This is a genomic window from Spirosoma panaciterrae DSM 21099 (genome assembly GCF_000374025.1).
GTDB lineage: Bacteria > Bacteroidota > Bacteroidia > Cytophagales > Spirosomataceae > Spirosoma > Spirosoma panaciterrae.
The window spans coordinates 154,848-179,512 of record NZ_KB893178.1 but is presented as its reverse complement, the minus strand read 5'-3'; the positions used below and the strand labels follow the sequence as shown (position 1 = coordinate 179,512).

Below are 24,665 nucleotides of genomic sequence, written 5' to 3'. Positions count from 1 at the left end.
CGAGTTAAATGGAAGCTCACAGAGAGTACTCATGATGAGCAACAACGATTTAACCTGGGCAGATTTTGAGAAAGTGGAAATTCGGACGGCTACGGTCATGGCTGTCGAAGCGTTTCCGCAAGCTCGCAAACCTGCTTATAAATTAACCCTCGACTTTGGCGAATTTGGGATAAAGCGAACCTCAGCCCAGTTGACGAAGCTGTATCAGATTGATGAATTGGTTGGAAAACAGGTTGTTGCAGTCGTCAATTTCCCACCCAAACAGATTGCTACGTTTATGAGTGAATGTCTGGTATTGGGAGCCGTGGCCGATGATGGTACCGTAACCCTGCTCCAGACCGAACGCACAGCCCAAAACGGTTTACGAATTGCTTAAAAATCAATGTAAAATGAATAATGAACCCTGTAGAATGAGTAAGTTGGCGAGCTTAGTTACGCTCTTATTCACTCTTTCACTCTTTCACTCTTTCACCTTTGCTCAACGTCCGGCGAGTGAAGAAGATTATTACCGGATCATTACTTTACCCATTCCTGAAGACATCAAGCTTGAAATAGGCGGGCTGGCTCCACTGCCCGATGGGCGGCTGGCGGCTTGTACGCGTCGGGGCGATGTTTGGATCATCAGCAATCCCTATATGCAGGGTAGCCGCGTGCCTACTTACAAAAAGTTCGCATCGGGCCTGCATGAACCTCTGGGGCTTATGTGGCACCCAAAAGGGTATTTTCTATGCACCCAACGGGGCGAAGTAACCAAACTGGTCGACAAAGACGGCGATGACGTAGCGGATGAGTATAGCTCGTTCTACAAATGGCCGCTTTCGGGCAACTACCACGAGTACAGCTATGGGCCGGTGCTGCTTGCCGATGGCGACATGATTATTACGCTCAACCTCGACTGGATCGGCTACGGCGCCAGTCTGGCGAAATGGCGTGGCTGGATGCTAAAACTACACGAAACTCCCGCCGGTCAGGTTGAAATGACTCCCTGGGCTACAGGGCTCCGCTCGCCAGCTGGCTTCGGTGTGCTAACCGATGGCAGCATTTTCTACACCGAAAACCAGGGCGACTGGGTTGGATCGGGGCGGATGACCCACCTGGAAAAAGGCTCGTTTGCCGGTAACCCGGCCGGACTTCGGTGGAGCAGCGAGCCCGGTTCCCCTCTGACGCTGAAACCAGAAGACGTTCCCAGCACTGGCAAGCCGATGTTTGAAGTGGCAAAAACCCTCAAGAACCTGAAAGTACCTTCGGTTTGGTTTCCGCATACGCTGATGGGCATTTCAACCTCCGATTTTCGGCAGGACACCACGAAAGGCGCGTTTGGTCCGTTTGAAGGTCAGTTGTTTGTCGGCGATCAGGGGCACAGCAAAATCATGCGGGTGGCAATGGAAAAAGTGGGCGGTGAATGGCAGGGAGCCTGTTTCCCCTTCCGTGAAGGATTTTCGTCGGGCATTCTTCGCACTACCTGGGGGCAGGATGGTTCTCTGTTCGTGGGTATGACCAGCCGGGGTTGGGCAGCTACCGGAAAGGAGCCTTACGGAGTTCAACGACTGGTCTGGACGGGTAAAGTCCCATTCGAGATCAAAACCATCACCTCAAAACCCGATGGATTCGAAGTGTCGTTCACGCTCCCTGTCGATCGTAAAACGGCTGAAAATCCTGAAAGCTATAGCCTGAATAGTTTTACCTACCGCTACCATCGTACGTACGGAAGCCCGATTGAGGATGCCCGACCCGTACCGATCCGGGGCGTTGTGGTGGCTCCCGACGGGCTCAGCGCCCGCATTGTAGCGGATACCGCCCTGCGTGAAGGCTATATCCATGAAGTGAAGGCCGAAGGCATTCGCTCGGCATCGGCCAATGCCCCCTTGCTCCATTCCGTTGGGTATTATACCCTCAATGCCATTGCACCGGGAGAGAAATTAAACCTGCCCGCCCGCGCGGTTGCTATGGCCAAACACGAGCATGCCGAGATGATGGCGACGGAGAAAAAGGCCGCTACCACAGCCGCCAAAAACGTAAAAGCCGTGAATGCCAAACGCACTGTTGCGATGCCTGCCGACTGGACCAATGGCCCCGACCAAACGATTACCATCGGCACCAAACCGGGTCTGAAATTCGATGTGGATAAATTGGAGGTGAAAGCCGGGAGTCGCATCAAACTCGTGTTCAACAACAACGACGACATGCTGCACAACTGTGTCATTACCAAACCCGGCGCGGCTAATGCGGTTGGAGAAGCGGCTCTACGGCTAAACCTGAACGGCCCTAAAATGAACTACGTGCCCAACTCACCCAACGTGCTGTATCACACAAACATCCTCCAGCCCGAAACCTCCGAAACCATTTATTTCGTAGCTCCATCCGAAGCAGGTGATTACCAATTCGTCTGTTCCTTCCCCGGCCACTCGTCCCTGATGCAGGGAACGTTGAAAGTAGTGAAGTAAAACACTGACCTTATGAATGCGTTTATCTTTCTATAGAACCCGTTTGAAGAAAAACATGGGTTCTATAGAAAGATTACCTATGCCCAAGCTTGTACTTAATAGTCTATAAACCAATATTATCTATGTACATGCTTAAGCTGGTACTATGCATTGGCCTGTTTTCAGTTCACTTATTTTCTATGGCGCAGGCCCCCAGAGGCACATTTAAATACGGTGTGTGTGGACATCCGCTAACGCAAGAGGCCTATTCGAATAATATAGATTTGCAGCTAAAGATTTTAAAAAGTATTAACAGCAAATTTTATAGAATCGACCTTCCTGTAGACCCAGCGGGGCATGTAGTGAATGCCGAGCGTCTGAATGAAATCATACAAAAATCTACTAAGGCTTCCATAAAATTAGTGCCTGTATTAGTTTTCAATAAAACAGTATATGAAACTAATTCTTCAGACGCGGCTTATAAGAATGGCCTGGAATACGGAAAAAACTTTTCCAGAACGTATAAACGATATTTTGATTATTACGAAGTTGGCAATGAAGAGGATAATAATCTAATTCTCCCCCAAAGACATGGAACAAATGTCGCTGACTTCGATACCACCAAGGCCGTTTATGTAATGGCCTATTTCAAAGGTGTTTGCGATGGAATAAAACAGGAAGATAAATCTGCCAGATTGATTATCAATCATACCTGGATACACTGGGGATTCCTTGAGTTATTAAAACAATATAAAGTCAATTACGATATTGTCGGTTGCCATTGGTATTCAGATATGGCTGATTTACAGAACGCAGGTGGATCATTTGGAAACGTCACCAACCACTTATACCAACGTTTTGCAAAGCGGATATGGATTACCGAATTCAATATTAGAAATGGTTCGACGTATTCATTAAAATCAACAGATAACGCCTGGTTCCTGCGAAACCTCCGTTTTATTCGACGCAATAAATATGTTGATGCGCTATTTATTTATGAACTCTTTGATGAGCCTGCTTTTGCCAATAAGCAATCGACTCACTACAATCCCGGCGAAGCTGTTTATGGATTAGGAGCCTGGAAAAACAAATATTCCTTGGTTAATCAAAAACCTATTTTGGGTGTATATAAAAAATTTATTCAGCAAAATCCATAGCTGGTCGAATAGTTTATTCCAAAAGCATACTAGCTATGATTCGCATCCTACTAATGAAAAACGTACCCATGAATCTTGCTAACCAAGAATAAACTGTACTACCCAATGACGCCCCTTACTAAGGCGTCATTGTTTTTTAGGTCGTTAACTCCTAAATCGTGGTATTTTTCGTTCTAAGCGTATGCGAAACATTTTTCTGCTCATTTTACTTGGCATTCTTTCTTTTTCGGCTCATGCCCAGCGTCGACGCGACGACGATACCTTGCACTATCGATCAGTTCCTATACCCGCGCATCTGCTGCCAATCGAACGGGCCTATGGGTCATCGTCGTTAGGAAGCGTATATTTTTATGGTGGTAAAAAGCTGTCGTCACCTTATTCGCTGGAAATACCATTTTATGAACTGAATGACCCAGAGGTTAGCCATCGATTTAAGGCATTTCGCACATTAACCACCATAGGTCGCCTGACGGCATTAGTCCCCCTGGCGTATATTATTCTGAGCAGCAATAAAAGCAATGGTACCTATTGGACTGTTTATGGCGGCTCCATTGCCGCGACCCTTACCTTCACCATTATCGGTAATGGACAAATCAACAAGGCCGTAACCCGTTACAATACCCTTCTTCGCCAGCCCCGGTTAGGCTTTTCGGCTACTCCAGTGCCCCTCACAGGCCTGCATGCTATGGGGGCTGGTGTGGCCTGGTCGTTTTGAGCTGTAGCGCTCTACAATTTCTCAGGCTGGCGCTTTTTTGCTAGATTAGCTAGTCCAATCAGCAAACAAACTCATGCGCACGTCTACCTTAGCGTCCTTCCTGCTTTTGTCATTTTTTATCTCCCCATTTGTCAATGCCCAAACTGCCATCATTAACCGCGACCAGCAGATTGCCGATCTGATAGCCCAGATTTCAGCCGATAGCTTACGGGCCCATATCAATGGACTGGTTAGTTTTGGCACCCGACATACGCTAAGTGTACCCGCTGACGCATCGGCTCAGGTTAGTAAAAAAGGGCTCGGAGCCGCCCGGCAATGGATTCTGAGTAAATTCAATCAGTACGCCAAACAGTCGAACGGGCGTATGACCGCCACACTCGATACATGGACGCTTCAGCCCGACGGCCGTCGGGTCGATAAACCTGCCAATATGGGGAATGTGATGGCTACCCTGAAAGGCACCGATCCGAACGACAACCGGGTTTTTATTGTACAGGGGCACATGGACAGCCGGGTTACCAACGTCATGAACCGCGAAGCGGATGCACCGGGTGCCAATGACGATGGATCGGGAACAGCCGCCGTTATTGAACTGTGCCGTGTCATGAGCAAATCGTCGTTTCCGGCTACGGTCATCTTCGTCACCCTAACCGGCGAAGAGCAGGGATTACTGGGTGCCGAACACCTGTCCGAACGGGCACTTAAGGAAAACTGGAATGTAGAAGCGGTGCTGAACAACGACATCATGGGCAGCAACAACAGCAGCGATACCCGCATCATCGACAACACCCGGTTGCGGGTATTCAGTGAGGGTTTACCATCGAGTCTGCTGAAAGATACAACGGGCCGTATTGGTCAGATCCAGCGGTTTGGCAATGAGAACGATGGAAAAGCCCGCACACTGGCCCGCTACCTGAAAGAGATTGGCGAACGCTATGTCGAAAATCTGGAAGTGGTTATGGTATACCGGAACGACCGTTACCTGCGTGGGGGCGACCATACACCCTATGTTCAACGGGGCTTTGCGGCTGTCCGCATCACCGAAATGAATGAGAACTACGAACACCAGCACCAGGACTTACGTACCGAAAACGGAATCGAATATGGCGACTATCCAAAGTTTATGGATTTCGAGTACCTACGCAAAAATACGGCGATCAACCTGGCCACACTGGCGAATCTGGCAAAGGCGCCAGCCGTGCCCCAAAAAGTAACGGTCGATGTTCGGAACCTGACCAACTCGACGGTACTGTATTGGCAGGCTCCACAAACGGGTAAGGTAAAAGGCTATTATGTGCTGATGCGGGAGACGTACTGGCCGTTCTGGCAAAAAAAGTTCTTTACCACCAAACTGGGCATGACGCTTCCTTTCTCGAAAGACAATTACTACTTCGCGGTGCAGGCTGTGAGTGAAGATGGCAACGAAAGTCTACCCGTATTGCCCGTACCAAACCTGCGATAAGCAATAATTTTGGTTTTAATAAACCCACCCTTTGCTATGGCCGAGCTCTCCAAGCGCCAATTTCTAAAATCCCTCGCGGGTGTTACTGCGTTATCGGTTGGTCAATGGGCTGGCCTAGACGAAACGTTGGCCCAATCGGCACATATCGCCCCTGCTACTCTCGCAACTGATGACGACTTCTGGGCAAAGATCCGAGCAGCTTATCCCGTAACCAGCGAGTTTATTCAGCTCGAAAACGGCTACTATTCGCTCGCGGCCCAACCCGTTCTGGATAGTTATCTGAAACATATTCAGCAGATCAACTCCGTATCGTCTTATTATATGCGGACGCGCCAGTTTGACGATAAACGGGAGTCGCAAACGCAACTGGCCAATCTGTTAGGCTGCTCTACGGACGAGTTAATTATTACCCGAAATACGACCGAATCGCTGGATACCGTAATTGCCGGATTGACCTGGAAAGCGGGCGACGAAGTGATCATGGCGCAGCAGGATTATGGCGCGATGCTCGATATGTTCAAACTTCAGGCCCGGCGGCATGGGATCGTAAACCGGATGATCTCGATTCCGGCCCACCCCAAATCCGACGATGAGGTTGTTCGCGTATACGAAAATGCCATTACGCCCAAAACGCGGTTGCTGATGGTTTGCCATATGGTCAACATTACGGGCCATATTTTGCCCATTCGAAAAATAACCGAGATGGCGCATCGGCATGGCGTAGAGGTAATGGTCGATGGGGCACACGCTTTTGCGCAGTTGAACTTTAAAATCAGTGATCTGGGAGGTTGCGATTATTACGCCAGCAGCCTGCACAAATGGTTGGGAACTCCGCTCGGTGCTGGTATACTGTATGTCCGTAAAGATAAAATCAAAGGTTTATGGCCGCTGTTTGCCGACAGCAACTTTGCCGACGACGACATTCGAAAGCTGAATCATACGGGTACGCACCCGGTAGCCACCGACTTAGCTATTCAGGATGCTGTTCGCTTTCATGAAGGGATCGGCATTGAGCGGAAAGAAGCCCGGTTACGCTATCTGCAACGCTACTGGACCGATACGATCCGTCATCATCCGGGAATTGTTCTGAACACCCCCGAAGACCCAGCCCGAACCTGTGCCATTGCCAACGTTGGCCTGGAAAAAATTGCTCCGGCCGATCTGGCTAAAACCCTATTCAGTAGATACAAAATCTTTACGGTCGCCATCGATAGCCCGGCGGCTAATGTACGCGGCATTCGGGTTACTCCCCACATTTATACAACGACAGCCGAATTAGACACTTTTATAAACGCGTTAAAAGCCCTGGCTGCCTAAACCCATTTTCTCTTCCTTCATTGACCGATATTTAGTCTTCGCTATGACAAACTACTCCCTACTTTTTGGCTCGCTATTACTGCTCAGTTTGACAGGTTCAGCCCAAACTCCGGCCAAAAAACGGCCGATTGTGCCCAGAGATATGTACCGACTGCAAACCGTCAGCGACCCCCAGGTTTCGCCCGATGGGAAGTGGATCAGCTACGGCCTTGCCACCGTCGATACAACGAAAGACAAGCGTAATTCCGATTTATGGATGGTCAGTTGGGATGGGAAAGAAACCGTTCAGCTCACCAATAGTCCTGATGGTGAATCGAGGGCGCGATTCAGCCCCGATGGGAAATACCTTTCATTCGTATCGGCCCGGCAGGGCGCTACCAAAGCCCAGATCTGGTTGATGGACCGACGGGGTGGCGAAGCGAAAAAAGTAACCGATCTCAAAACCGATCTGGAAGACTACGAGTGGTCGCCGGATGGCAAAAAGATCGCCATGGTGCTGCGTGACCCCGATTATGCGGATTCGGCCAAAACTAAAGTTCGGAAACCATACGTACTGGATCGGTATCATTTCAAGGCCGACATGAAGGGGTACCTGGAGCGCAGTCCGGTTCATTTATATGTGTTTGATCTGGCCACCAAAAAGCTGGATACCCTGACTACGGGCGCCTATGATGAAACCTCACCCGTTTGGTCGCCGGATGGGCAATACCTGGCGTTTGTCAGCAACCGAACCGAAGACCCCGACCGAAATGAGAATACCGATATTTACGTAATCGCGGCCCAGAAAGGCGCTCAGATGAAACAATTGACTACCTGGAGCGGCTCCGACAACAACCCTACCTGGAGCCCCGATGGAAAACGTATCGCCTATCTGCGCTCTACCTCTTCGAGTAACTTCATCATGTACGACCAGCCGATTCTGTGCGTAGTCGGCCAGAACGGGGGCGAACCTACGTTATTATCCAAATCGCTGGACCGCCCGGTTCGCACCCCAGTCTGGGCCAAAGACGGGCAAAGTATTGGCGTGATCGTTCAGGACGACCGACAGGCCTATATTGGTCAGTACACCCTCGACGGTAAATTCAGTAAAGTGACCAGTGGCAACCGGGTATTCAGCAACCTCAGTGCCAGCACCGCCGGAAGTTGGGTAGCCCTTGTCAGCGAACCGCAGGTACCCGGCGAAGTATACGCCATCGAAACGGGGTCGTTCCGTCGGCTCACCCATGTACACGATGCGTTTCTGGAACCGCTCGAACTGGCAACGGTCGAAGGATTTACGTCGAAAAGTAAGGATGGTACGCAGGTTTCGAACGTATTGTATCGCCCAGTGAATACGCCCGCCGGGAAAAAACTCCCAACCATCTTCTACATTCACGGAGGCCCCGTATCGCAGGATGAGTTTTCATTTGACCTGACTCGTCAGCTTCTGGCAGCAGGTGGTTATGCCGTAGTGGCGGTTAATTACCGGGGGAGCAACGGCCGGGGTATCGACTTCACCAAAGCCATCTACGCCGACTGGGGAAATAAAGAAGTGCAGGATATTCTGGGCGCGGCCGATTATCTGGTCGAAAAAGGCATCGCTGATCCGGATCGACTGGGTATTGGTGGCTGGAGTTATGGCGGCATCCTGACGAATTATACCATTGCGACCGATACCCGGTTTAAAGCGGCCGCCAGTGGAGCCGGAAGTTCGCTGCAACTAAGCATGTACGGTATCGATCAGTACACCAATCAATATGAAAACGAATTGGGTGCGCCCTGGAAAAACCCTGAAAAATGGCTGAAACTCTCGTATCCATTCCTGAAAGCCGATCGGATCAAAACGCCGACGCTGTTTATGGCCGGAGAGAAAGATTTCAACGTACCTGCAGCCGGAAGTGAGCAAATGTTTCAGGCTCTTCGCTCTCTGGGCATCCCTACGCAACTCATTATTTACCCCGGCCAGTTTCACGGCATCACGGTTCCGAGCTACCAGAAAGACCGGGTTGATCGGTATTTACAGTGGTTCGATAAATATTTAAAACCCAAAAACCTCTGATTTCCGTTAACCTATACAGAGAACCGTGCATCAAAAAGTCGAGATTGTGCGTACTAATACGTGTTGCATTATTCGTTTTTTTTGTAGTTTACAGTTCCTTGTTCTGTTTTAACTCAGAATCCCTAAAAATCAACTGATTATGAAGCGTTACGTTTATCACCTGTATGCACTCCTCCTGGTGGTGTCTTTTGCGGGCCTAGTTTCCTGTAGTAAAAGCGATCCCGCACCTGCCTCACCTGTTGTAGGGCGCTGGACATTAAACAAAGGGGTACTCAGTGGCTTCCCTACCTCCACCACATCGAATGTGAATGGAGCGGCTATCGATCTCTATTATTTTGAATCATACGGGTCCACCATCGACATTTATTCGGACAATACGTTCAACGAAAACTACCGCTCGGTAACCGTTGATGATGCGTCCGGCACCTGGGATTTCTCGAACAATACCCTTACCCTGAAATATGATGCGGGTGGGCAGGATACGTACACCTATTCGAAAACCAAAAATATAGAAGAACTAGCCGCAACCGCGCCGGTCAACTATACGCTAGGTACTTCCGTTGGTAAGATACAGGTTGTGTATAGGAAGTAACCGTTCACAAAATTGATTATAACGAAGCCGATGACGATTCATCGGCTTTTTTATTGCCGCACCGCACCGTTTCCTAACTATTTCAGGAAACTCTGTTAGTCTTTTGGTTTGATAAGGTTGGGTTAAGGAGAACTGTGTCTGATTTTCAGTAAACCCAGCTTCGTATGAAAAAGGCAGTAGTTATTGCATCCCTACTGGTTGGTTTAGCCAACCTGGAAAGTCAGGCGCAATCAACGCTCCGAAATCAGAACAGCCGCCCAAACCGGGATTCGACGACCAGCGGCTCGATGAACAACCCAAACAACCTGCCTCAGACATCGACGATACCATCCGATTCGAGCACGTCGACACCAACGAGCAACAGGAACACGAACCGGAGAAACCGCACCGCTCCCAATCAGGCCCATACCCGACAACGCGATACAACCTAGCCGTTGTCAGACAATAGCCAGGAAATGGGTATGATTCAGCAGTATTGTTTTCGCATTAGGCTTTTGAATCGTACCTCAAATTGCAGCACACTTCTCCTCTTTTTATTCGTATTACTCTACGTCTATGTCGCCGACTACATTTTACGAGCAAATTCGCTCTAATTTCAAACAACCCAAGTTATTAGTTATTGAGGATGGCCCGGGTCATGGCACACTGATTGCCAAAGCCATGCAGCAGTGGTTACCCGAAGTAACGCTTATTTATACCAATCAGCCCGAACAGGCCATCCACTTACTTCAGGAATGGAATACCCAGGAGTGGGAACTTCCTAAATTGATCTTACAGGATTTGTTTTTACCAACCCGCGAAGATGGCTGGAACGCACTACGGCAGATCAAGGCACTACCCGCTGCCTGCAATCGCATACCCGTAGTGGTTCTTAGTCCATCGAGCCAGCGTAGCGATGTAGAAGAAGCCTACCAGCAGGGTATAGCCTCCTACGTAATCAAACCGGCTGACTTAAAGGGTTGGCTTCGGTACTTTATGGCCTTACGAACGTACTGGTGGGAAACTGCTACGCTGCCGCCCGTTCAGTTCTCGGTCTGATGGGCAGCAGGGATTAATTCATCGCCATACTGGGCAGGGTAACAATTCGAAGCCAATATTGGAATACACGTTCAAAAATAGCGTCGATAAAGCCTGTACCGGGTGGTATTGCCACTACTGAATTGGCTTTATATTGATAACCATTCACAATGGCCTGATCGGTTGCCGAGGTTAATAGAATCACGGGAATTCGACCAAGCGTTTTATTATTCTTCAAACGCTGAAGGGTATTCAATCGCTCCAGCGTGATGGTTCGGGCATCGAGCAACAGCAAGATAGGATGCTCGCTGGCTGGCATCTGCCCCCAAATATCGGGAAGTATGACACTGTTGGCGCTGGTTTGAACTACATAGCCAGGCCACTTTTTCTGAACCACATGCTCTACCGACGTTACCATCTCTCTATCCTGCGAAATCAGAAAAACAGACCGGGTTGCCTGTGCGGGAGCTGGGCTCACCACAGCCGATTCAGGTTGGGTAAACGTGGGCGGCTGGAGTAGTTCCTGAGTCGCCAGAGCGGTTGTATGATTCTGTAACGCATCGACAACCTGTTGCCATCGTCGGCGGCTAACCGGAAACACATCGCCACTATTCAATTGTACTTTACCCGACATTTTCCGGTGCGGAGGTTCATGCAGGCTTTGCACATACGTGGGGTTGATTAAAGCGGTTTTATGCACACGGATAAAATCGGGTAGCAGCTCTTCCAGATAACTGATTGGTTTAGCGAGCAGTTTTTTCTCGCCATCCTGAAAACAAATCCAACTGTAATTATTAGCACCCGAAAGGTAGATGATGCGTTCGGGATACAATAGGGCAGGTTTGATGACACTCATAATAAATCGTTACTGGCAAAACCACAGATTCAACAGACAAACACCTAGAAACATAACCTGCCTTCCTAACGAAAGTTAGGTTGGCTTAACATGAAGAATTATTTATATTAAGATAGTGAGGCAATGGTCCGGCAGTTGTTGCTTTGCGCCAGAAAAAATAGAAAACGTAAGGTTAATCAGGTCCACAGATGTATCTACTTTTCGATGATTATCAATAACTTACTTTCGAAAAGTCCATGCACCCAATCAACTTACTTATGTACAACCTCTTTACCGTAATCGTTTTATTTCTTATTCATTTTGCTACCTTCGCCCAGCTATCTCTACCTGGCCAGACAACCTCGACCTCTGGCGATTTGTCGGAGCGGGTTCGTATGCTCGAAGAAAATACCCGGTTTGCCGACCAGAGTCTTACAAAAAGTATCGATGATTTGCTATGGTATCAGAAACTCGGTGATGTAGCGGTTATCGATAAGATCCGCTATACCAGCAAACCTCCTCATGTGGTTCGCAATCCAACAGGTCAGGGAGCCAATAACCCGGTCATTATTCCGGCCTATACGTTTGCCCCAAAGAAGTTTGCGTCGGCCAAAAAACTGCCACTGGTGGTCTTTGTACACGATGGCGTTCATGGCGATTTTAGTACACTCTATGTACACATCGTACGCGAATTGCTCGATCAGGGCTACCTGGTTATAGCGCCCGAATACCGGGGCAGCATAGGCTACGGAGGTACGTTTTACAACCAGATTGATTACGGCGATTACGAAAATGACGACGTTCTGGCTGGCAAACGCTGGGCCGCCGAAAACATGCCCCAGGTAGACCCCGACCGGATCGGTATTATCGGCTGGAGCCACGGAGGTATGATTACCCTGATGAATATTTTTGACCATCCCGACGAGTATAAAGTTGCCTACGCCGGGGTACCCGTCACCGACATTATTGCCCGTTTAGGCTATAAGCCTGCCAACTACCGGGCTATTTTTTCGGCCGCCACCCACATCGGTAAAGATCCTTCCGACAACGTGGCCGAGTACCGTCGCCGATCGCCCGTCTGGAATGCGCAAAAACTAAAGACACCCCTGTTGATTCATACCAATACCAACGACGAAGATGTAAACGTACTGGAAGTTGAATCACTGATAAATGCCCTGAAAGCACACGAGAAAAAATTCGACTATAAGATTTATCAGGATGCGCCCGGTGGTCATAGTTTCAATCGGCTCGATACGAAGCTCGCCCGCGAATCGCGTGAAGAGATTTACCGTTTTCTGGCTCGTCACCTCACTCCGCCCGGTCCCATAAAATAAGGGGCTGGCAACAGGCTGTGGATAACCAGGTGGCTATGGCCGGATAACCGAATTGCTGAAACTTGGTTCGATGGCCGCCATAAACCGCAAAATGCGTATCTTTGGGTAACCCTCTTGATAATGATGAAAATTTTAGTCGTTGACGACGAAGTTGATGTTAAAGATCTTTTTGAACAGCGTTTCCGGCGGGAAATCCGGAACGGTGAGTTTCGACTGGATTTTGCAAACTCTGGCGAAGAGGCTCTAAGCTATCTGAATGGGCACTCGTCGGAAGTCATACTGATCTTATCCGATATCAATATGCCGGGTATGAGCGGTTTCGAACTCTTGCGGCACATTCGGGAAGACTTCAACGCTCCTCCGCCCCCGGTTGTGATGATGATTACCGCCTATGGCGATCCTAATTCGCAACAGGAGGCCATTTCGCTGGGCGCGAATGACTTTCTCACAAAACCACTTGATTTCGCACTTCTGAAACAAAAACTTCGTGAGTTGGCATGAAGGCTAAAATATTAGTAGTTGACGACGAAACTGATCTTGAGTTACTCATAAAACAGAAATTTCGACGGCAGATACGGGAAAAGCAGTATGAATTTATATTCGCTCATGACGGTGTAGAAGCGCTGCAAACCCTGGCTCAGGAACCGGATACCGACATGGTTCTGACCGACATCAACATGCCAGGTATGGATGGGCTGACGCTCCTCGTTAAGCTCCACGAAACCAACCCCATGCTGAAGGCCGTCATCGTATCGGCCTATGGCGATATGGATAACATCCGAACCGCCATGAACCGGGGCGCATTCGATTTCGTAACCAAGCCCGTCAACTTTGAAGATCTGGAAGTGACCATGCAGAAAACCATGGAATATGTTGCTCAGATCCGGCAAACGCTCCAGGCCATCAAGGAAAACAACATTCTACGCATGTACGTCGACGAATCGGTGCTGACGTTCATGAATCGGCCCGAGTTCGAAACAGCGCTGTCGGCCAGCGAGACCGTAGTAGCCACTGTTCTGTTTATCGACATCTGTGGCTTTACCGCCATTTCGGAACGCGAATCGCCCGATACGGTTGTGAAAATGGTGAACCGCTATTTCGATGTGATGGTCAAGGAAATTATTGCGCAGGGTGGCCTTGTGGATAAGTTTATGGGCGATGCCATTATGGCGGTTTTCCGGGGCGAATACCACCTCGACCGGGCGATTGAGGCCGCTCTGGCCGTACGGACACAGATCGCCAGGATTGAAGAAAACCTGTTAAGTCATCCGGGCTATCATCCAGAAGTCTCGATTGGTATCAACAGTGGTGAAATGGTATCGGGAAACATTGGCTCGACCACCCTCCGTCGGTTGGATTATACGGTGATTGGTGATGCGGTCAACACCGCCCAGCGGCTCCAGTCAGTGGCAAAGCCCGGTCAAATCGTCATCGTTGAGTCGGCCCAGCAACAGATCGCGGAATCGTTTTCCTGCGAGCGAATAGGTGAAGTAAGCTTGAAAAATAAAGCAGAGCCCGTCGTGGTTTATAACGTTTTGGGCTAATGTTACCATATCATGCACAATACCTAAATATACTATTCGAACTCACAAAAAGCGAAAACAAAAAGTGTGCTAGATCTATAAAACATCTCAGGCGACCCACCTGATCGTCTAAATTTTCACCCATTTCCAAGGCTTTGATTACCAAGGTATTAACTATTGTTTTTTGTTGTTTTAGAAATATTTTTTCTTTAGCTACGACGATTAAAATCGGATGGCATAATAGTTGTAAATAAGGCTATTGACTGGTAACCAGAAACTTACCAAGGCGTCTTCTATGAAGCAAGTACCTTCTGGTTCGATGTCTATTTTATAGCTTTAGCCAACTCAGTTTCATATAGGTTATGTGCGCATGCTGCCCAGCTTGCCTGGGTACGGATTCGCGTAAAAGACATATTCCATAAATGTAACTGGAGTTTTTTTAAACTCACATCTGATTCGCAACGAGCCGTTGATTTCAGGCAGATATGAGCTTGGCATCAACGGCTCTTGTGTCTATATACCTCTTCAATTACCCCAAAACGTATCGAATAATTGCCTTATATCCGCTCCATTGGCCCTATTTTGTCTACTTAGTAACTTATAAAAATTATACCATGCGGTATGGAACGGAATATGCGATTCACTTTGCCCATTCATTTAGGGAAGCCCAGTAAGGCTCTTATCCCGGCCCTGTTCTATCTGCTATCGATAGGAGCAGCCAGCGACGCTAAAGCATCTACAATACTACTACTTCAATTACCGGCCCCTTCAACCGATAGCCTGACCTTTACGCTTGCTTCCTGCGTGCAGAACTTTAGTGTATTGTCGTCTTTTTCGGCGGTGGGCTCAGGGCAAATCGATCCAGCAACGCTTACGATCCTTAACCAGCCCAGCACCGGAAAGGCGAGTATCAATGTAGATGGCACCCTTCGTTTTCAGCGAACAACGGTAGCATCGGGTACAGCTACGTTTACGCTTTCGGTCGCGTCGACCCTTACTGATACCACGACACAGCGATTTTTAACCACTACCGGATTAACCGTCAGTAGCAACCTGGCTTGTGAACCCATGCCGCTGGCCACCTTTTGCCCCATCGTTGACCGTACCAACATTACCTCAACCAGCCTGACCGATTTCGCTCACCTCGAGCAATCCGTACTTTTAGGCGTAACGACCCTGAAAGCTACTCTTAGCGGTACGGGAAAACCGGGCGATCTGGCCGGATTTATAATCAGTAACCCAACCCTCACGTCGACTACTGCCCTACCGACCTATACCCTCAATACGTATTTAAGTACAGACCTAACCCCTACCATTCGGGATACAAAAACCTTTACAAACCTGGCCGACATTCAATTTCTAGCCAATGGCTTGCAGGAATTGAGCTTTCCGGCAACTCAGGATTTCGATCAGCTCGAACTCGTGATCACTACTGCCGATAGCCAGTTACTTACCAACGACATTTACTATGGATTCAGTAAACCAGCAACGACAACGCTCCAGAAAGTAGTGACTATTCGTTTCGGCGCCGACTGTAGCTGTGCCGGATCAGGTTGTCTGCCGCTTCAGGTCATTGTTGTTCGCTATCGGTGAGTAGTATGTAGGCAATCCGTTATTTTTACCGTTGTTTACCTGAACTGATACGCTTGTTACGCTCTTACTACAACGCCAACGTCCTTGAAGCTGGGTTAGATGAGGTAGGTCGAGGTTGTCTGGCCGGGCCGGTTGTTGCGGCTGCTGTTATCCTGCCTACCGATTATTCCCACCCCATCCTGAATGATTCCAAACAGCTATCGCGTTCACAACGCGAAACCCTGCGCATAGCCATCGAACGGGATGCGCTGGCCTGGGCCATTGCCGAAGTGTCGCCCGAAGACATTGACCGCATCAACATTTTAAAAGCGAGTTTTCTGGCAATGCACCGCGCCGTCGACGCTCTGGCCCTACGCCCGGAACACCTCCTGGTCGATGGGAATCGATTTGTACCCTACCCAATGATCCCACATACGTGTCTGATCAAAGGAGACGCCCATTTCCTGTCAATTGCGGCTGCTTCGGTTCTGGCCAAAACCTACCGGGACGATTTAATGGAGAAACTCGGCACCGAATTTCCAGCCTACGGGTGGGCAAAAAATGTAGGGTATCCAACCCCCATCCACCGCGAAGCCATCCGGCAATTTGGCCCCACCAGACACCACCGAATGAGCTTTCGGCTGATCTGACTGAAAAGAGCGGCCTATCATAACTTTCATTATGCCATGCCGCTCTTTTCAGGCATACCCCAATTACTTGAGCCAGAAATTATCCTCCTGGGCAATATCGGCTGAATACACGGTAGCCTGCACGATTTTTCCGTTTTCAACCGTATACACGTCGATGTTATCCACATCCAGGATACCACCGCTCGGCTGAACGGCTTTCCAGTGAACCAGACAAGCTACCTGATTCCCATTGGCGGTCAGTGTTTTTATCTCCGTTAATGCCAGGCTATTATCAGATGACTGAAACATCCCTCCGACCATTTGAAAGACCTCACCACTCGATTTCTTTGTGCCCGAAAAGCGGTTATTGCCCGGCTGGTTCCACTGAATATTAGGATGAATAATGGCCGCTAGTTTAGCCTGATTACCTTGCTGAACGGCTGTGAGAAAGTCGTGAACAACCTGAATTGACTGAGTTTCCATTGTGTTTGTGCTAGGGTGTTTTTGGTTAATAATCTGTGAATTTCCGAACTGGCTCATGGCGAGCATAAAGGAGATCGCGATTGCTTTCATGGCGTTTTTTGACAAAATTACCGGGTAGCTGTAAGCCGGGTTTTATCTTTATCCGCCAACCAATTACCACTTCGCGCCATCGAAAAACCAGCGCCGAATCAATCATTACCTTTAGGGTATGCAAGACTATCAGAAACAGCTAGTGATCAATTTGCTAGCCTATGCTGTTCAAAGAAACCTATCGGCAGAAGAACTCTGTGCCTGTTCGGGCCTAGACCTGGCCCAACTGAAGCAAGCCAAGTCCCCTCCCTTATACCCAGAACAGATTGAATCGCTTTGGCGCAACGCTACTCATTTGAGCAACGACAGCTTATTTGGACTACACTTTGGTGAGTCGCTGCAAATTGCCGCATTGGGCGTTGTTGGGGAATTGATCCAACATAGCCAGACGGTGGGCGAAGGCCTGACGCACGCCATTGCGTTTGTGCATTTGATTACGGATGTCGTTGAGATGGACATCATCCATACCGAACAATCCTTTGATATTCAGTTGATAGCCAAGGCTCCTTATCTGGCCAATGCACCAGAAGTGGCCCGGCAGATGATGGATTTTTTTATGGCCTTTACCCTCCACGAAGTAGATGGCCTGGTCCTAAAGAAAATTCAGCCTATTTTGGTAAAACTGCCCTTTAGCGAGGCCAATCAGGCCGAATACGAACGTATTTTCCGATGCCGTCACCTGGTCAATAGTTCTGAATATACCTTATCGTTCGAGCTGACGTATTGGGATGAACCCATCCTGACGGCCGATTACGAGTTACAGCGAGTATTTTTACAGAAGGTAACTACGCTGGATGATGCGTTTCAGCAATCCCGTGGTTTATCGGAACGGATTACAAGCTTCCTGTGGGCCAACGCCTATTTAGGCATTCCTACCCTCGATGCCGTTGCTGCGAATCTGAATACCAGCAGCCGAAGTTTACAGCGTCGATTGCAGCAGGAAGGCGTTAGCTATCAACAGCTTACCGACTCCATCCGCAAATCACTGGCTATTCATTACTTAAGTTCAGGCAAGCACCCAGTCAAGGAAATTTCATACATCCTGGGATACAATGAGTTAAGCGCATTCAATCGGGCTTTCCGTCGCTGGACCGGAACGACTCCTGTGAGCTATCAGAAAGTGAGGATTCAGGAATGAGATTGCGTCCTCCATTAGCTGGCGCCAGACATGTCACCCCTAAATCCTCGTCCCTGAATTCTAGGGAGCAGCTACTTGCTCGCGCAGCCGATCGGTCGGCCGGAAACGCTCCCCGTAGGCATCGGCTAGTCGGTCGAGGGTTTTGACGAATGTTTCAGGTCCGACAAAGTCTACAAACGACAGCGCTCCACCTGTATAAGCTGGAAAGCCCCAACCCAGGATGGAGCCCAGATCGGCATCCAGTTTGGTACGCAACACACCCTCTTCAAAACAGCGGACGGCTTCGATAGCCTGTCGATACAGTAGCCGGGTTTTTACTTCGTCGAGCGTCGGTTGCACTTCGGCCCGTGGAAACAAATCTTGCAAGCCCGGCCATAGTTTCTTACTCCGGTCGTCGGCATAGTCATAAAAACCAGCTTTGGCTTTTTTTCCCAGTCGGCCCAGGTTAACGAACTGTTTGGCAATCTGATAACTCGTATCTGCTTCGGGAACAGCTCCATCCTGAATCCCCTGCCCCGAAATTTTGTACACCAACTCCAGTGACACTTCGTCCGTTACGGCTAGTGGTCCTACCGGCATCCCAGCATCTTTACCCCCATTTTCGATCAGTATCGGATTTACCCCTTCTTTGAGCAATTCCATGCCTTCGGCAGTGTAGGTGCTGAAGCAGCGCGAGGTGTAAAAGCCTCTCGAATCGTTGACTACAATCGGGGTTTTGCGGATTTTCCGAACATAATCCATCGCTACGGCCAGGGCATAATCCGATGTTTGACGACCCACAATGATTTCGACCAGCGCCATCTTATCGACGGGCGAAAAAAAGTGAATCCCGATAAAATTCGCGGGTTTTGCAGCCGCCTGGGCCAGACCGCTAATGGGTAAGGTAGAGGTGTTAGACGCAAACACGTTCAGCCCTTCGTCGGCCAGCATCGGTTCGGCTTCCTGGGTCACCTGCGCCTTCAACGCCCGATTCTCAAACACGGCTTCAATGATCAGATCACACCCACGCAGGTCTTCCGTCTGAGCCGTCGGCTTTATCCGATTAAGAACCTGTTCGGCCGTTGCGGCATCGACCTTACCGCGTTCCATACCTTTCTGGAGCAACGTTTGTGAATAGGCTTTTCCTTTTTCAGCCGCTTCGATGGCTACGTCTTTTAGAACAACATCTATTCCGGCCTGTGCCGACACATACGCTATGCCTGCCCCCATCATCCCTGCACCCAGAATACCCAGTTTTTTGACCTCTGTTTTCGGTATATCCTTTGGCCGACCGACGCCTTTATTCGCTTCGTTCAGGCCCAGAAACATGGTTTGAATCAGGCTTTTCGCCACTTTCGAGGTCGCCACCTCGGCAAAATAGCGGGATTCAATCACCAGTGCCCGGTCGATATTCACCTGCAATCCTTCGTACACGCAGGCCATTATGGCTAGTGGAGCCGGATAATTGCCCTTTGTTTTGTCCATAAGCATGGCCGTTCCGGCACTAAACGTCTGAACGCCCACTACACTCTGAACGGTGCCACCCGGCACTTTAAAATTATCTCTGCCGACAATCTTCCCAGTTTTTCGGTCAATTTCGTCCCAGGGTTTTACAGGTTTGGGCTGGGCAGACGTTCCGTTCGCTTCGATCCAGGCACGGGCCTGCGCCAGCATATCGGCCGGCGTATCGGCAATGGCATCGACCATACCCAGATTTTTCGCTTCCTGAACCCCCACTTTTTTCCCTTCCAGAATCAGGGGTAAAGCCGCCTGCATACCAATCATGCGGGGCAATCGCTGTGTACCACCGGCACCGGGCAGCAGCCCAATCGTTACTTCGACCAGACCGATTAACGTTTTGGGGTTATTTAGTGCAATCCGGTGATGACAGGCCAGACAGATTTCGTAGCCCCCGCCCAACGCGGTACCATTGATAGCCGCTACGGTCGGCTTGCCCGATGTTTCGATGCTACGGAATACCCGATTCAACTCCAGCGAAACCTTTTGCATTTCGGCCGGATCTTTGTCGTTGTTCCGCAGAATCATTTTGAGGTCGGCCCCGGCCACAAATTCGGGTTTATTCGAGCTGATGATGACGCCCTTGACCGACTCGTCGGCATAGGCACGTTTTAGAGCAGCTTCAAATTCAGGAATCGATTCATCATTGAGCACATTCATCGGGCTGGTTGTCATTTCCCAGGTGATGAACGCTATTGTATCATTGACAGAATAGTGAATTGCCATTAGTGAAAACGCATAATACCGTATAATAATCTATTAATCAACTATTTACCTACAAGAATAGAACGCAGATTGCTATGATTCTTATGATTTACACAGATCTTAACAAATCATAAGAATCATAACAATCCGTGTTCTATTGATTCAATTTACGCGCTCAAAAATGGTGGCGATTCCCATACCTCCGCCAATGCAGAGGGTAGTGAGACCAACCTGTTTGTCAGTGCGTTCCAGCTCATCGAGCAGCGTGGCCGATAAGATGGCTCCGGTTGCCCCCAGCGGATGACCTAACGCTATCGACCCTCCATTCACATTCAGTTGGTTATGCGATACACCAAGCTCGTCCATGAACAATAAGGGCACAGCCGCAAAAGCCTCGTTGACCTCAAACAGATCGATGTCGCTGATTTGCATACCCGCCCGCTTAAGCACTTTGCGCGTGGCCGGAACAGGTCCTGTCAGCATGATAGTTGGTTCAGAACCAACTACGGCAAATGATTTAATTCGAGCGCGCGGTTTTAAGCCTGTTTTTTCACCGAACTCCTTACTACCGATCAGTAAGCCAGCGGCTCCGTCGACAATCTGCGAGGAGTTACCGGCATGATGAACGTGGTTTATTTTGTCGTATTGAGCGTATTTGAGCAGCGCCAGTGCATCTAGCCCCATCTGCCCGATGCCTTCAAATGCGGGCTTGAGTTTGCTTAAACTCTCAACCGTTGTACCGGGCCGTACCCCTTCGTCGCGGTCGAGCAAGGTGGTCCCAACAACATCTTTGATGGGAATCAGCGTTTTCTGAAAGCGATTGGCCGCCTGAGCCTCAACAGCTCTACGGTATGACTCAGCCGCAAACGTATCGACATCGTTCCGGGAGTAGCCATATTTCGTCGCAATCAGATCGGCCGAAATACCCTGGGGAACAATATTATGCTGGGCTACAATCTGAGGGTTCATGAACAGAGCCCCACCATCAGAGCCCATCGGCACCCGCGACATCGACTCCACACCACCGGCTACAACGGCATCTACTTGCCCCGACATTACATAAGCCGCAGCCATGTTGATCGCTTCCAGACCCGACGAACAAAATCGGTTGAGTTGTACGCCCGCCACCGATTCGGCGTAACCGGCCACAATGGCGGCTGTTCGGGCAATGTCGGCCCCTTGTTCGCCAATGGGCGTTACGCAGCCCATAATCACATCATCGACCAGGGAGGTGTCGAGTTGATTACGATCCCGAAGTTCGCGCAGAACGGTGGTCAGGAGTTGAATGGGCTGCACGTCATGCAACGAACCGTCGCTTTTACCGCGCCCACGCGGTGTGCGAACCGCATCATAAATGAAAGCTTCTGCCATGATTTTGTTGCCTGAATTAGTATGCGAGCATACGATTTTATTGAACAAATGTACAGGCAAAAGCAGAATAGGACAATGCAAAACAGACACGTATTTCGCCAGACTACCTAACGACTATTAAAAATCCTATGCGTTAATAGCTAGCCCTAACCGCTGAGCGCGTTCCTGAATAAGTGCGATGTAGGCCATTTGCTGTTCTTGTCCCAAAAAACTCTGGCCAATCAACGCCACTGCCTGCGATAACCTTTGCCCAAATCGCCGAAAAACATTGGCTTGCTGTTTGGACGTAAGGTTCAGATAAGTGGCAAAGGCTTCCCAATCACTCTGACGAAAACGGCTTTTTTTGCCATTGAGCGAAAGAGCCAACTCTTCCATATCGGTCGGTAACAACAATTTAGTAGCCAGTAAATCGTAGGCAGGAGTCAGACTGATACCCGCCTTTGTCCGCCAGAGCGAAAAGTTTTTCAAATGCATATCGGCATTGCCCGTCAGAAAACAGAACAAAGTCAGTTCGTAAAGGGTCACCCAATCCAACGCATAATGCGCACTATGCTTCTGAATGAGCCGGGCAACCAATTCCATCGACCCTTTGTATTTATCGGCTGTCAGTCGCTCAGCTAACTGGCAAAAATCTTCCATAGCCAGTTTTTGCCCATCCTCGGTTCGATCAATTCGTTTCGTCAGATAGGCCAGCTCCCCCGTTTGCAGGCGGATTAATGTATGCGGCACCGTTCGGATACCAAAAACGGCTGCCAAATGCATAGTAAGGTCCTCAATCTCCGGCATTCCGGGGTATAAAGCATAAGGTGGCTTTAGAATGTAATGCCCCCATAAGCCGACCAAGGTAAGACGTGACTGACCATGCTGGCGTTCTATATGGATGGATAGTTTAGGCTGAACTCCCGTAACTGTAATGCTCTGCCGCACAATCTGCTCCGCCAATGTATGCATAGTTTCCAGAGAATAGGGCAGAACAGGCGGTTTCGATTGCCCAAAAAAGGCCTTACTACAGGAAGCATGAAAGCCTTCTTCATTATCAGCAAGCGGTCGATAACAATACAGACAACGACTAGTCATAGGCGATAATACTAACGGCTCCAATACAATCACGGCAACACGCCAGTAATAGCCCAAAGCGATCATTTGACTGAATTTTCCAATTATCCTGGGCTATATCCAGTAACCAGCCTTCGGGAATTAATCCGTCGAAAAATGGAAAAAGAATCGTGCTTTGATAGGCTTCTGACCGAAGCGGCATGGTGAGGCTAATAGGCTGTGCTTCTGGCATATTTACATAGGTTTCCGAATAAATAAACACATAGCCTTCGTCGGTTTCCTGAAGAAGCCCAGCGACGGAATCGCCAACCCAAACTTCGGCATTACGATTCATGACCTGTGTTTATTTTTAGTACTGGCCCAGCTTCATGGTTGAACAGCCCTAGTACCTGATTTACTTTATCCAGCCGTAGCGATTCTTTTCCCTGCTCCATGTCACGAATAAATCGTAGGCCAACCCCTGCTTTGTAAGCCAGCTCTTCCTGTGTAAGCCCTGCCTGTCTACGTCGCAATTTGATAAACTCTCCAAGTGCTGTTTTCATAACTATACCAGAAAGGGTATAAATCTGGGTTGCAAATCCAAATTTATACCCTTTCTGGTATAATCAAAGTGTTTATTTTACTTATCGAGCACTATAGTTTCGCCAACCAGATAAGCCCCGGATTCAGTAGCCAGGTTATATACGTTCTTAACCGAACGAACGGAGGTTTCGAGACGAACCACTTTATAGGCTGCTACCCCCTGCGTTGTGGCATCATAGCGGTAAACTACCTCACCCGTTTTTACCTCACCCAGCGCCTTTCGGCCCGTAGCTGTCAACACCGGGTGATTAGCCGTTGCTTCGAGCAGTATAGGTGCTGTCAGACTAGCGCGGGTATCGGCCGTTACTTCCTGAACGGGTGCCAGCCATACACCTGCCAGCGCAAACGAGCCTGTATGCACATCCACACGGGTAACATGCGTGGTCGTAAGGGTTTTGGTTTTCGCATCGTAGCCCATCACCACATCGTTTACGGCAATATCCTGAATGGATTTGGTAGAACCGTCGGCCAGGGTTACCGGAGCGTTGGCTGGAAAGCAGAAATTGTATTCCTCTTTTTTCTTACCACTCCCCTCTTCCGACTTACCAGCACCGCCCGACAATAAACCAGCCATTTCGCGGGAAAGTACAAACGTCAGCGTCGACATAAGGCCGGGTTCTTTCTCGCCAACGTATTTCAGATCGTCGATGTAGGCATCCCAGGCTTTTCGGTCGGCTGAAGCTCCGGGAATAACGAAGGGCTTTATGGCCCCCGTCTTTTCGTTTTTATAAACAGCAAGCAGCCCCAGTTCTTTGGTGTCTTCGGCCGCAAACACTTTGTAGAGGTAAATTTTCCGGGTAATGCCATCGCTGTACGCAAACACATAGGCCGGACGTTCTTCATAGCGGTCGAGGATAAAGCCACCTGATTTGAAATAAGTGTCTTTATCGAGGTTAGCGATTTTGATGGCTTTGATCGCATTCAACTGATCGACCGTCATGCTGGCCGAAGCCGTTTGTGCCCACACACGCTGGCTAATCAACTGAGTAGAAACGGCACAGCAAATAAAAAGTAAAAGAGAGAGCAGGTTGTTTTTCATAGTATTTTTTGTCATGCTGACGAAGGAAGCATCTTCGAGCAGGACACAATTTATAATAGCGATGAAGATGCTTCCTTCGTCAGCATGACA

Annotated in this window: 24 protein-coding genes; 16 read left to right on the top strand and 8 right to left on the bottom strand. The window is 49.1% G+C overall.

All coding sequences use genetic code 11. The features are described from left to right. The first annotated feature begins 34 nt into the window (after positions 1 to 34). The 10 genes from B153_RS0110155 (at position 35) to B153_RS0110110 (ending at position 10,742) form a co-directional block, all read left to right on the top strand. On the top strand, positions 35 to 376 hold the full coding sequence (locus B153_RS0110155) for a tRNA-binding protein (RefSeq protein WP_020596594.1): 342 nt from the start codon (positions 35 to 37) through the stop codon (positions 374 to 376). Between the two features lie 34 nt (positions 377 to 410). After that, on the top strand, positions 411 to 2,444 hold the full coding sequence (locus B153_RS0110150; protein ID WP_020596593.1) for a plastocyanin/azurin family copper-binding protein: 2,034 nt from the start codon (positions 411 to 413) through the stop codon (positions 2,442 to 2,444). 128 nt (positions 2,445 to 2,572) lie between these two features. Continuing rightward, positions 2,573 to 3,580 (top strand): glycosyl hydrolase, encoded by a 1,008-nt coding sequence (locus B153_RS0110145; RefSeq protein WP_157634629.1) that lies wholly within the window; start codon positions 2,573 to 2,575, stop codon positions 3,578 to 3,580. A gap of 181 nt (positions 3,581 to 3,761) precedes the next feature. Next, positions 3,762 to 4,295: a hypothetical protein gene (locus B153_RS0110140; RefSeq protein WP_020596591.1), complete on the top strand. Its 534-nt coding sequence runs from the start codon at positions 3,762 to 3,764 to the stop codon at positions 4,293 to 4,295. 73 nt (positions 4,296 to 4,368) lie between these two features. Beyond that, on the top strand, positions 4,369 to 5,757 hold the full coding sequence (locus tag B153_RS0110135) for a M20/M25/M40 family metallo-hydrolase (protein WP_020596590.1): 1,389 nt from the start codon (positions 4,369 to 4,371) through the stop codon (positions 5,755 to 5,757). A gap of 36 nt (positions 5,758 to 5,793) precedes the next feature. After that, complete coding sequence (locus B153_RS0110130) at positions 5,794 to 7,074, top strand: aminotransferase class V-fold PLP-dependent enzyme (RefSeq protein WP_020596589.1); 1,281 nt, start codon at positions 5,794 to 5,796, stop codon at positions 7,072 to 7,074. A gap of 43 nt (positions 7,075 to 7,117) precedes the next feature. Then, entirely contained in the window at positions 7,118 to 9,112 is a 1,995-nt protein-coding gene (locus B153_RS0110125) for an alpha/beta hydrolase family protein (RefSeq protein WP_026262046.1), read from the top strand. Positions 9,113 to 9,251: 139 nt separating this feature from the next. Further along, positions 9,252 to 9,704 carry a hypothetical protein gene (locus B153_RS0110120; protein WP_020596587.1) on the top strand — a complete coding sequence of 151 codons (453 nt, stop codon included), beginning with the start codon at positions 9,252 to 9,254 and terminating at the stop codon, positions 9,702 to 9,704. 164 nt (positions 9,705 to 9,868) lie between these two features. After that, positions 9,869 to 10,135, top strand: coding sequence for a hypothetical protein (locus B153_RS0110115; RefSeq protein ID WP_020596586.1), 267 nt, complete (start codon positions 9,869 to 9,871; stop codon positions 10,133 to 10,135). A 124-nt stretch (positions 10,136 to 10,259) separates the two neighbouring features. Continuing rightward, positions 10,260 to 10,742, top strand: coding sequence for a response regulator (locus tag B153_RS0110110; protein WP_020596585.1), 483 nt, complete (start codon positions 10,260 to 10,262; stop codon positions 10,740 to 10,742). Between the two features lie 13 nt (positions 10,743 to 10,755). Here the strand turns inward: B153_RS0110110 and B153_RS0110105 are convergent, their stop codons facing one another. Then, positions 10,756 to 11,577, bottom strand: a complete 822-nt coding sequence (locus B153_RS0110105) for a response regulator transcription factor (RefSeq protein WP_020596584.1) — start codon at positions 11,575 to 11,577, stop codon at positions 10,756 to 10,758. A 257-nt stretch (positions 11,578 to 11,834) separates the two neighbouring features. On the opposite strand from B153_RS0110105, the gene B153_RS0110100 reads away from it, so the two are divergent. The 5 genes from B153_RS0110100 to B153_RS0110080 all read left to right on the top strand — a co-directional run bounded on the left by B153_RS0110100 (position 11,835) and on the right by B153_RS0110080 (position 16,635). Continuing rightward, on the top strand, positions 11,835 to 12,890 hold the full coding sequence (locus B153_RS0110100; protein ID WP_020596583.1) for an alpha/beta hydrolase family protein: 1,056 nt from the start codon (positions 11,835 to 11,837) through the stop codon (positions 12,888 to 12,890). A gap of 120 nt (positions 12,891 to 13,010) precedes the next feature. Beyond that, positions 13,011 to 13,391, top strand: coding sequence for a response regulator (locus B153_RS0110095; RefSeq protein ID WP_020596582.1), 381 nt, complete (start codon positions 13,011 to 13,013; stop codon positions 13,389 to 13,391). Then, positions 13,388 to 14,434, top strand: coding sequence for an adenylate/guanylate cyclase domain-containing protein (locus B153_RS0110090; protein ID WP_020596581.1), 1,047 nt, complete (start codon positions 13,388 to 13,390; stop codon positions 14,432 to 14,434). The genes B153_RS0110095 and B153_RS0110090 overlap by 4 nt, the downstream gene beginning before the upstream one ends. Positions 14,435 to 15,034: 600 nt before the next feature. Further along, positions 15,035 to 16,006, top strand: coding sequence for a hypothetical protein (locus B153_RS0110085; protein ID WP_020596580.1), 972 nt, complete (start codon positions 15,035 to 15,037; stop codon positions 16,004 to 16,006). Between the two features lie 53 nt (positions 16,007 to 16,059). After that, positions 16,060 to 16,635: a ribonuclease HII gene (locus B153_RS0110080; protein WP_020596579.1), complete on the top strand. Its 576-nt coding sequence runs from the start codon at positions 16,060 to 16,062 to the stop codon at positions 16,633 to 16,635. Between the two features lie 63 nt (positions 16,636 to 16,698). Here the strand turns inward: B153_RS0110080 and B153_RS0110075 are convergent, their stop codons facing one another. Beyond that, entirely contained in the window at positions 16,699 to 17,097 is a 399-nt protein-coding gene (locus tag B153_RS0110075; protein WP_020596578.1) for a nuclear transport factor 2 family protein, read from the bottom strand. 208 nt (positions 17,098 to 17,305) lie between these two features. Between B153_RS0110075 and B153_RS0110065 the strand changes: the two genes are divergently transcribed. After that, positions 17,306 to 18,325, top strand: coding sequence for an AraC family transcriptional regulator (locus B153_RS0110065; RefSeq protein ID WP_020596576.1), 1,020 nt, complete (start codon positions 17,306 to 17,308; stop codon positions 18,323 to 18,325). Between the two features lie 60 nt (positions 18,326 to 18,385). Here the strand turns inward: B153_RS0110065 and B153_RS0110060 are convergent, their stop codons facing one another. The 6 genes from B153_RS0110060 to B153_RS0110035 all read right to left on the bottom strand — a co-directional run bounded on the left by B153_RS0110060 (position 18,386) and on the right by B153_RS0110035 (position 24,575). Continuing rightward, positions 18,386 to 20,548, bottom strand: coding sequence for a 3-hydroxyacyl-CoA dehydrogenase NAD-binding domain-containing protein (locus B153_RS0110060; RefSeq protein ID WP_020596575.1), 2,163 nt, complete (start codon positions 20,546 to 20,548; stop codon positions 18,386 to 18,388). A gap of 141 nt (positions 20,549 to 20,689) precedes the next feature. Beyond that, a complete protein-coding gene (locus B153_RS0110055; protein WP_020596574.1) occupies positions 20,690 to 21,898 on the bottom strand; it encodes an acetyl-CoA C-acetyltransferase in 1,209 nt (402 codons plus the stop codon). Between the two features lie 126 nt (positions 21,899 to 22,024). Beyond that, entirely contained in the window at positions 22,025 to 22,975 is a 951-nt protein-coding gene (locus tag B153_RS0110050; protein WP_026262044.1) for a HipA domain-containing protein, read from the bottom strand. Next, positions 22,968 to 23,288 carry a HipA N-terminal domain-containing protein gene (locus tag B153_RS0110045; RefSeq protein ID WP_020596572.1) on the bottom strand — a complete coding sequence of 107 codons (321 nt, stop codon included), beginning with the start codon at positions 23,286 to 23,288 and terminating at the stop codon, positions 22,968 to 22,970. Before B153_RS0110045 ends, B153_RS0110050 begins: the two co-directional genes overlap by 8 nt. Beyond that, on the bottom strand, positions 23,278 to 23,496 hold the full coding sequence (locus tag B153_RS0110040; RefSeq protein ID WP_020596571.1) for a helix-turn-helix transcriptional regulator: 219 nt from the start codon (positions 23,494 to 23,496) through the stop codon (positions 23,278 to 23,280). Before B153_RS0110040 ends, B153_RS0110045 begins: the two co-directional genes overlap by 11 nt. Positions 23,497 to 23,573: 77 nt before the next feature. Beyond that, positions 23,574 to 24,575: a Hint domain-containing protein gene (locus tag B153_RS0110035; RefSeq protein WP_020596570.1), complete on the bottom strand. Its 1,002-nt coding sequence runs from the start codon at positions 24,573 to 24,575 to the stop codon at positions 23,574 to 23,576. Positions 24,576 to 24,665: the final 90 nt, after the last annotated feature.

Excerpts from the sequence above, each read along its gene's own strand:
- B153_RS0110155 (WP_020596594.1), top strand. The coding sequence starts at position 35 with ATGAGCAACAACGATTTAACCTGGGCAGATTTTGAGAAAGTGGAAATT.
- B153_RS0110150 (WP_020596593.1), top strand. The coding sequence starts at position 411 with ATGAGTAAGTTGGCGAGCTTAGTTACGCTCTTATTCACTCTTTCACTC.
- B153_RS0110145 (WP_157634629.1), top strand. The coding sequence starts at position 2,573 with ATGCTTAAGCTGGTACTATGCATTGGCCTGTTTTCAGTTCACTTATTT.
- B153_RS0110140 (WP_020596591.1), top strand. The coding sequence starts at position 3,762 with ATGCGAAACATTTTTCTGCTCATTTTACTTGGCATTCTTTCTTTTTCG.
- B153_RS0110135 (WP_020596590.1), top strand. The coding sequence starts at position 4,369 with ATGCGCACGTCTACCTTAGCGTCCTTCCTGCTTTTGTCATTTTTTATC.
- B153_RS0110130 (WP_020596589.1), top strand. The coding sequence starts at position 5,794 with ATGGCCGAGCTCTCCAAGCGCCAATTTCTAAAATCCCTCGCGGGTGTT.
- B153_RS0110125 (WP_026262046.1), top strand. The coding sequence starts at position 7,118 with ATGACAAACTACTCCCTACTTTTTGGCTCGCTATTACTGCTCAGTTTG.
- B153_RS0110120 (WP_020596587.1), top strand. The coding sequence starts at position 9,252 with ATGAAGCGTTACGTTTATCACCTGTATGCACTCCTCCTGGTGGTGTCT.
- B153_RS0110115 (WP_020596586.1), top strand. The coding sequence starts at position 9,869 with ATGAAAAAGGCAGTAGTTATTGCATCCCTACTGGTTGGTTTAGCCAAC.
- B153_RS0110110 (WP_020596585.1), top strand. The coding sequence starts at position 10,260 with ATGTCGCCGACTACATTTTACGAGCAAATTCGCTCTAATTTCAAACAA.
- B153_RS0110105 (WP_020596584.1), bottom strand. The coding sequence starts at position 11,577 with ATGAGTGTCATCAAACCTGCCCTATTGTATCCCGAACGCATCATCTAC.
- B153_RS0110100 (WP_020596583.1), top strand. The coding sequence starts at position 11,835 with ATGTACAACCTCTTTACCGTAATCGTTTTATTTCTTATTCATTTTGCT.
- B153_RS0110095 (WP_020596582.1), top strand. The coding sequence starts at position 13,011 with ATGATGAAAATTTTAGTCGTTGACGACGAAGTTGATGTTAAAGATCTT.
- B153_RS0110090 (WP_020596581.1), top strand. The coding sequence starts at position 13,388 with ATGAAGGCTAAAATATTAGTAGTTGACGACGAAACTGATCTTGAGTTA.
- B153_RS0110085 (WP_020596580.1), top strand. The coding sequence starts at position 15,035 with ATGGAACGGAATATGCGATTCACTTTGCCCATTCATTTAGGGAAGCCC.
- B153_RS0110075 (WP_020596578.1), bottom strand. The coding sequence starts at position 17,097 with ATGGAAACTCAGTCAATTCAGGTTGTTCACGACTTTCTCACAGCCGTT.
- B153_RS0110065 (WP_020596576.1), top strand. The coding sequence starts at position 17,306 with ATGCAAGACTATCAGAAACAGCTAGTGATCAATTTGCTAGCCTATGCT.
- B153_RS0110060 (WP_020596575.1), bottom strand. The coding sequence starts at position 20,548 with ATGGCAATTCACTATTCTGTCAATGATACAATAGCGTTCATCACCTGG.
- B153_RS0110055 (WP_020596574.1), bottom strand. The coding sequence starts at position 21,898 with ATGGCAGAAGCTTTCATTTATGATGCGGTTCGCACACCGCGTGGGCGC.
- B153_RS0110050 (WP_026262044.1), bottom strand. The coding sequence starts at position 22,975 with ATGACTAGTCGTTGTCTGTATTGTTATCGACCGCTTGCTGATAATGAA.
- B153_RS0110045 (WP_020596572.1), bottom strand. The coding sequence starts at position 23,288 with ATGAATCGTAATGCCGAAGTTTGGGTTGGCGATTCCGTCGCTGGGCTT.
- B153_RS0110040 (WP_020596571.1), bottom strand. The coding sequence starts at position 23,496 with ATGAAAACAGCACTTGGAGAGTTTATCAAATTGCGACGTAGACAGGCA.
- B153_RS0110035 (WP_020596570.1), bottom strand. The coding sequence starts at position 24,575 with ATGAAAAACAACCTGCTCTCTCTTTTACTTTTTATTTGCTGTGCCGTT.